Source organism: Aerococcus sp. HMSC10H05 (assembly GCF_001806975.1).
GTDB lineage: Bacteria > Bacillota > Bacilli > Lactobacillales > Aerococcaceae > Aerococcus > Aerococcus viridans_B.
On sequence record NZ_KV787013.1, the window covers coordinates 1 to 8,485 of the forward strand.

General features: G+C 31.5%; 5 protein-coding genes. All 5 read left to right on the top strand.

Going from position 1 to position 8,485, the window contains the following annotated elements; translation table 11 throughout:
- Window positions 1-97 precede the first annotated feature (97 nt).
- The 5 genes from HMPREF3116_RS08610 to HMPREF3116_RS08635 all read left to right on the top strand — a co-directional run bounded on the left by HMPREF3116_RS08610 (window position 98) and on the right by HMPREF3116_RS08635 (window position 8,123).
- Window positions 98-1,135: a hypothetical protein gene (locus HMPREF3116_RS08610; RefSeq protein WP_070469192.1), complete on the top strand. Its 1,038-nt coding sequence runs from the start codon at window positions 98-100 to the stop codon at window positions 1,133-1,135.
- A 38-nt stretch (window positions 1,136-1,173) separates the two neighbouring features.
- Window positions 1,174-2,624, top strand: a protein-coding gene (locus tag HMPREF3116_RS08850; protein ID WP_371440311.1) for an IS3 family transposase whose coding sequence is annotated in 2 segments (ribosomal slippage) — window positions 1,174-1,716 and window positions 1,719-2,624 — 1,449 coding nt in all. Because the reading frame shifts where the segments join, the coding sequence is not laid out codon by codon here.
- A 259-nt stretch (window positions 2,625-2,883) separates the two neighbouring features.
- On the top strand, window positions 2,884-4,770 hold the full coding sequence (locus tag HMPREF3116_RS08625) for a site-specific DNA-methyltransferase (protein WP_070469195.1): 1,887 nt from the start codon (window positions 2,884-2,886) through the stop codon (window positions 4,768-4,770).
- Window positions 4,754-7,462, top strand: coding sequence for a DEAD/DEAH box helicase family protein (locus HMPREF3116_RS08630; RefSeq protein ID WP_070469196.1), 2,709 nt, complete (start codon window positions 4,754-4,756; stop codon window positions 7,460-7,462). The genes HMPREF3116_RS08625 and HMPREF3116_RS08630 overlap by 17 nt, the downstream gene beginning before the upstream one ends.
- Before the next feature lie 43 nt (window positions 7,463-7,505).
- On the top strand, window positions 7,506-8,123 hold the full coding sequence (locus HMPREF3116_RS08635) for a hypothetical protein (RefSeq protein WP_070469197.1): 618 nt from the start codon (window positions 7,506-7,508) through the stop codon (window positions 8,121-8,123).
- The last annotated feature ends 362 nt before the right edge of the window (window positions 8,124-8,485 follow it).

Consider the following 8,485-nt stretch of genomic DNA (forward strand, 5'->3'; position numbering starts at 1 on the left):
TAACTTAATGATAATGGAATCCTCGTTTTTTTTGCGAAAAAATTAGACCAATGACTTTTTTTAGTTATCAGTCCTATATATTGTAGAGCCATGTTAATTGAAGAATAAATTCGATCTAGAGAAAGTAAACTTAAAGGAATATTTTACAATTGATGATTGTCTAAACTGGTTGGCCAGTAATAAATATTCCAACACAGGCATGGAATATACCTATCAAAGGATAGCTCAGTTGATTAATGATTTTATTGAGGTTGAAAATCTGTCAACAGAATCTATTGAGCAGGAATTAAATGCACCTCGATATAATGCTCAAATTTATATGTATACTTATATTAAGTCGCTAGAAAGCTATCTTAGTGATTTTAAAATTAAGATAAACGTAACGCATGAAAATGAAACGTATTATACTACGGATATCAGCATCCCTCCAAGTCAATATGCTAAAACTAAAGCAGGTGTTTCAAGATACTTAGTGAATAAAAGGTGCCTTCGAGCCTTAGATTTGTATTTAGAAGAATATTATTTTAAAAGCCCTTCAAAAATTGTATTTAAATCATCGAGCGGTATATTTGATGAAATAATAGACCTTGATCAAGAACAATTGATATCCTATGTTGATACGTTCATTCAAGATTTATTAGAAATAATCCAATCGGATATGAATGAATCATTTGATACTTTAAGAAATCAGGAGATGGCTCGTTTAAATTTAGTCTTAGATGAGTATCATTTGTTGATGGATAAGCCAGATAATCAAATCATTGATCAGTGTTCTTTTTTAATCAATATCACGCAAAACGCACTCATAATAGTGGATACTTTGTTTGACAAATTTAAAATGACTATTCGAAATGATATCCATCCAAATCACAACTTTGAAAACGAAAGAATATCCTATTCTAAACGAATGAATAGATTTTTAAGGGATTATGATAAGGCGTATAACTCAAAAGTTGATGATGAGGAGTATGTGTTACACAATGAAGAAGAGTTCATCATGAAATTTGAAAGAGCATTGAAAAAACGAGAGTTCCGTAGGTACATTGAATATTTTTATATCCAGTCAAGGAAACTTAGAAATAAAATGAATGACGAAATGAAAGAGCACATAGAGAATAATGTGGAGGCCCCCTAAAGTTAGACCAAAAATCTAACTTTAGGGGGTTTATTTTTATGGCAAAATATTCACTAGAATTTAAATTAGAAGTTGTGAAATATTACTTAGGAAATTACGGTAGCTATCCATCGATAGCTAAAAAATTTAATATAAATGAATCTATTGTAAAAAGATGGGTCAATAATTATAAGGAGTTTGGTATAGAGAGCCTTAAACGATCTAGAAATAAGACGGATTATACTGTTGAATTTAAACTTAGTGCTGTAAAATTGTACGAAACAACAGAAATGAGCTATCGAGAAGTAGCCAATTCCTTAGGAATGAATAATCCTAGTTTGATTTGCAATTGGCATACTACTTTTTATAAGGAAGGCATCGATGGCTTATCTAAACAGAAAGGTAGACTACCAAAAGTGAATAAACAGAATAAGACTGACAAAAAAGTTAATCCGAAACAGCAGCAAACAACCCAGGAATCACTAAGCATCGAACGCTTAGAGAAGTTAGAAGCAGAAATTCGTGATCTAAGAATCGAGAATGAATTTTTAAAGGAATTGAGGAGATTGCGGGCAGCAGAGGAACAGCAACAAAGAAGCAAATAGTTCAAGCGATCTACAATCTCCACCACATACATAAATTTAAATTAGTAGACATTTTAAGAGTGGTTGATTTTCCAAAGGCAACCTATCATTATATAGTGAAGCAATCCAAACGCACAGATAAAGATAAAATTTTCAAAGATGCATTACTAGCGCTTAGAAAGAAACATAAGGACTTCGGATATAAGAGAATGACGGCTAAATTACAGGAAATGGGTTATCATATTAATCGGAAGAAAGTATTGCGTTTAATGAGAGAATTGAATATTCTTGTGACGTCATTTTCAAAGAAAAGCAGAAAGTATAATTCTTATAAAGGTACAGTTGGGAAAGTAGCAAAAAATCGTTTAAAACGACGTTTTAATACATCAATTCCACATCAAAAGATTACAACTGATACCAGTGAGTTCAAATACTTGTATATGGATAAGTCAGGAAACACTCAAACAGGCAAACTTTATTTAGATCCCTATATGGATCTGTTCAATAGTGAAATTATCAGTTTTCAAATAACAGCACAACCTAACGGTGAAAGTATGATGCAAGGCTTGAAAGCAGCTATAAAGCAAACAAATGACTGTAAATTCAGAAGAACCTTTCATTCAGATCAAGGGTGGGCGTATCAAATGAAGCAATACGCAAAAACTTTAAAAAATAATGGTATCTTTCAAAGTATGTCCAGAAAAGGAAATTGTTACGATAATTCACCAATGGAAAATTTTTTTAGTATACTCAAACAAGAAATATATTATGGAGAAACTTATCGTAGTTTTGAAGAATTAGCTAATGCTATAACAAAATATATCGAATACTATAACGAAGAACGAATCAAAGCGAAACTTGGTTGGCTCAGTCCAATACAATATCGTGAGCAGCATATGGCTATTAATTCCATAGTCTCCGAATAATCTCTTATAAATTTTCAATATATCAAGAGCCACTTCGCTACTACTCTTGACATATTGAAATTTATAAGAAGTAAAGTCGACAACAGGAATTAAGGATAATTGATATAAAAAGAAGAGAGCTGACCGATTGGTCAACTCTCATAAAATTAGTCTAACTTTTGGGGTCCCCTATATAAATAAGATATTATGTTGTCTTACTCATGACTAATAATGAAACTTAACCTATAATGTAGGAGAATCATAAAATAGGAGTGATTTAATGGATACAAAAATTATGAAGGCACTATACTCTGTATTAAGTCAGTTTGAAGAGAAATACTTTATAAGTGGGGATTTAAATAAGTCAAAAGTTATAGAGGATATTGACAAGTATGATGAAAAACTAGTGCTAGCATTAATAAATGATCCATTAGTTCGAAAGCATTACTCAAAGAATCTTGGGGAATACACGATAATTGAAATAAATAAATTAATTGAAACATTCGAAATGGATGACTTTTGGATGGATTCACACACAAAATACACTAAGAAGATTGGTCTAACTTCAAGAGGAAGATTTATCGATGAATCAACAGAAGTGGTATTAGATTTCTCGTACAAAGATACCATCTTAAAGGCTGGAATGACTAAAGAAGATGTCGAAAAAGACGATTTGAAGCCTGATGAACCTTTCTATAATGAAGTCATTGCCTCTGAAGAAATTGACGTAATGTTAGACAAGAAAATATTAGTTAATGCTAAAAAATATGATGTTGACGGAGTACATGATATAGATAGTATATCTGATGAAGATAATTTAATTATAAAAGGAAACAATCTATTAGCATTGCATACAATAAGTCATAAGTACAATTCGGAAGTAAAGTCTATTATTATAGATCCTCCGTATTATTTTTGGACAAATAAAGATATAGATGCATTTAACTATAATTCAAACTTCAAGTTATCCACGTGGCTCACCTTCATGTTTAATCGAATTGAGATAGCATATAACTTATTATCAGATAACGGAATAATGTCTGTAGTAATTGGAAAAGATGGTTTTGCACATTTAAAATTAATTATGGATGAAATTTTTAAAGTATCTAATAATCCCAAAAATTTTATTTCGGCAATAGCTTGGAGGAAAAGTGATAATCAATCAAATATTGGAGATTTTGCGAATGTATTAGATTACATACTCATTTATAGAAAAAATCCAGATACTGAATTAAATAGATTACCTTTAGGTCCTTCTGCTCTTAAGGAATATAGGTATGAGGATGTAAGGGGAAAGTTCAGAAGGGGAATTTTGCTACATAAAACAAGAGGAAAGCATTATTATGATGTGACAACTAAATCAGGTAATATTCTAAAAGGTCCTTGGATGAAAACAAAAGAAGACTTTGAAAGACTAGATAAAGAAGGATTAATATATTGGACTACTGGTGGAGACGAGCAACCATACACAAAAATTTATTTGAAAGATAGTAAGGGGAAAATCGTTAATGATGAATGGGGAACTGAATTTGGGACGAATCAAAGAGGTGCTAAAGAGATTCAAGAACTATTCGGTGAACGCTTATTCGATTTTCCAAAGCCTGAAAAGCTTTTAATGAATTTGATAAAAATATCAACAGATGAAGATGATTTAGTATTAGACTTCTTCATGGGATCTGCTACGACTCAAGCTGTAGCGATGAAGATGAATCGCAGGTTCATCGGTATTGAACAAATGGATTACATTAATACTGTGTCAATATCCCGACTTCAAAAAGTGATAGAAGGGGAACAAGGTGGTATCTCTAAAGATGTTGATTGGCAGGGTGGAGGATCATTCGTTTACGCAGAATTAATGGAGAAGAGTCAAGGTTATATTGATCAAGTATACAAGGCAAAAGATAGTGAGGAATTATTCAAGATATATCATCTCATGTTGGAGAATGTGGATCTAAATTTCAAAGTAGATCTAGAAGCATTAGAAGAAATTCTTGAAGAAGAATCGTCACTTGACGAGCGAAAGAAATTACTATTGAAGGTTATTGATAAGAATCAACTCTATTATAATTATTCTGAAATCGATGATGTGAATGTCAGAGATTTAATATCAGATACTGATTATGCCTTCAATCAGTTATTCTATAAGGAGGATGATGTTATTGGCTAAAAAATCAGGTTTACCTCTTTTAGATGCTTTAACTGCATATGATGGAACTTTAGAAGAACGAACTCTAAACTATCAAACTCCTCAATATATATACGACAACATGAAGCATCGTTTTCGTTATTATCAAGATAGAGCTCTGCATTACTTTCACTTTGCTTTAAATAATACAGAGTTTAAATACATGCAATCAAATCATGTTCTTTTCAATATGGCAACAGGCTCTGGGAAGACTGATTTAATGGCAGGGTTAATTTTGTATCTATTTAAAGAAGAGGGATATCAAAGATTTCTCTTTACCGTTAACACAAATTCTGTTCTACAAAAAACAATAGATAATCTAACGGATACTAATTCAATAAAAAACTTATATAATCACCCCATTGAGATCGAAGGTAATCGGATACGTATCGAACAGGTTCGCCAATTCCCAACTACGATGAGAGAGAACGTCATCTATATCAAGTTAGATACCATTCAAGGGATTGCGAGTGATCTCTTTACTGAAAAAGAAAATACAATGGGATTGACGGAGTATAAGAAACATAAGACTGTTATTTTGGCTGATGAAGCACATCATTATTCAGCAAGTACGAAGAAAGAAAAAGAAGATGAACGATCATGGGAGAGAACGATAGATCTTATACTTGGTGCAAACAATGAGAATCGCTTATTAGAATTTACAGCAACAATCGATTTAGAGAATAAGCAAGTATATCAGAAATACAAAGATAAAATCATCTATCGCTATGCTTTAGATAGGTATATCTTAGACGGCTATTCTAAAAACATCCGAAGAATTCAGTCTAGTAATAAAGATATAGAAAATATGATGAACGTCATATTATTGAGCGAATTCAGACGATTATATGCGAAGGAAATGCATGATGTTGAAATAAAGCCAGTTATCTTATTCAAGTCGCCAAAAATTATTGATTCAAACCAAGCAGAGAGTAAGTTTTTAGATCTTATTGAAGATTTGACCCCTGACATGATTGAATCATTTATCCGATTGAGATTTGATGAAAACTCAGAAGAACAAAGTGAAACACTTTACAGAACTTATCGATACTATTTATCGAACATTGATAAAATACCAGAGATCGTTCGAGAAATGAAACGTCAGTTTTCTAAAGGGCGAATCATTAATGCGAACGATACAGATCGAGGCAACATGCTTGAAAAAGGACAATATGAAGCCTTAAATACATTGGAGAATTCTTCGAATTTATATAGGGTTATTTTTGCTGTGGCAAAATTAACAGAAGGTTGGGACGTTCTGAACTTGTATGATATCGTTCGGATTTCTGATACTGAAAATGCTAAAGGTACGAAAACATCAACGATGGCTGAAGCACAACTTATTGGACGTGGAGCAAGATATAATCCGTTTAGATTGGATAATAAAATTTCATATCAACGTCGTTTTGAAGAAGATGGTGCAGACAGTTTACTACTTGAAACATTACATTATCATACAATCAATGAACCTCAATATCTAAAAAATCTAGTGGAATCATTAAATGAAATGAATCTACCAAGTGGAGAAGATAAGAAAAATCCACTGATTGAAGTTAAAGTTAAACCGTCATTTAAGAAAACGGACATTTGGAAAAAAGGGTCTATTTATTATAATGAACGAGTTCTTGTTGCTGATGATCATTATGACAATTTATCAAAATATGGTGTGGATAATCGTTCAGATATTATTATTAATTGGCACTTTACCACCAGAGAATATAATTATGATTCAGCTATGGTCCAAGAAGATTTCTCAGATACTTTCCAAAAAGCGATTCAATTAGATTTAAGATTAATTATGAAAGCGATGAATCGAAATTCTTTTTATCATTTTGCCCGTTTAAAAGAATATCTTCCATTGTTAAAATCAAGACAAGAATTTTTGAGTGAATCATGGTTAAACTTAAACAATAGAACCTTGTATGCTGTAGTTCCTAGAAGCATGGGAAGAAAAAAGCTTAAACCCGAAGAAAAATTAGAGGTATTAGAAATTTATTTACGCAAAGTTGAACAGCAAATCAAGCAAGGTTACCGTAAAGAAATTGGAACAAATAAATTTATAGGGTATCCAATACGTGAATTTGTCGGTGATTATAGAAAGCGTCAGCCGAACTATGATACAGGACGTATGAAGTTATTTGATATTAGAGCTTCTCAGAATGTAAGTAGACAAGATTATAAAAATGAAGATTTCTTTGTATATGATTCAGCCTTTATCAATCAAACTGAGCAACAATTAATCGATCGAATAAAAGATCGATTAATTGAATTAAATGAAAAATACAGTGATGTCTATCTAGTACGTATGGACGAAAATATGCATCGTGAATCTGCGAAAAGTGAAAAATTGAAGCTGTATCAATTTGATCGAGAAACAACGGATGTTCATTTTGAAGCTTTCCAACCCGATTTTATTTTATTATTAGCGAATGCAGATCACTATCTACAAATATTCATTGAGCCAAAAGGGATTAATCTTTTAGAGCGTGAAGCATGGAAAGAAGATCTCCTAATGTACATTAATAATCATGAAGCTGACTTAGTATTTGAAGAGGACGTAAATGGTCTGAAAATCAAAGGATTGACGTTTTATACAATTAACGATAGTCGGGGAACGATTGAGCAATTAGGAGAGATAGCATTAGGAGAGAAGTTTACGGGGTTGAGTCTTTAAATATTAAAGTAAAATTCATAACGAGTACAAGGCGGGGATATTTATGAATATTCAAAATGAATTTGAAGAATTAATAAGTATGAATATCTTGAAGTTGTTATTTCCAGAAAAATATTCAGGCTTGATAAAAAGTGAAAGTCCAGATTTTATTGATAATAAAAAGAATATCGGTGTTGAGATTACTAGTGCGACGATACCAGAACGAAGAGCTCAATGGAGATACATGCTGCAAGCGTATAATAAGGAAAACTTATCTGAGCAAGATTATTTTAATATGAAAAAATTTAGTTTTGACATGCATGAATCTGGTTTTGGGAAAATTCCAGTAGGATCTTTCTGGGGCGATTATATTGATTTAATTTCTAGCTATCAAAGAAAAATTTCAAAGATAAATACAGTGAAATCGTTTCAAAAGTATCGCCTAGATTTATATATAAACACCAAGTTTATGGATGATGATAATTTGACTGATTTTCTATCATATCTCTATTCTGAAAAAAGAGATTATGACTATTATTTTGAAACAATCTATATTAAATCTGAAGGTGCTTTATATGTAGTTAAATTTAAAAATTTAGAGATTCAAAAATTATTGTTAAGCAATGATGAATATAAAAAAAGTAAAAATAAAGCTTTAGATTATTTAAACAATATGGTGTGAACTCTAGTGTTTTCTAGCTCGGTTTTACTTATTTTAGGTAAAAGTTCACACTATTCTATTGAAATTTACTGAAATTGGATGAAATAATATTTAAGCAAACACCTTCAAAACCATTGATATTAAAGGTTTTTGAAATTTATTAAAATAAAATGCCAATCAACCAGGTCGTAAGAAAGCTCGTAAGAGTCCACAATTCCCAAAACGTTAATTTTTGGCGCTATTACGAATTTATTTGTATATGGATACAGTATGGACAGAGATTTCCAAAAAAATCAGTACCAACCCATATACAAATCAAAAAGACATTTCTCACTTATGTGGGAAATGTCTTTTTTTTGGTGCGCCCGGCATGGGCGCTAACT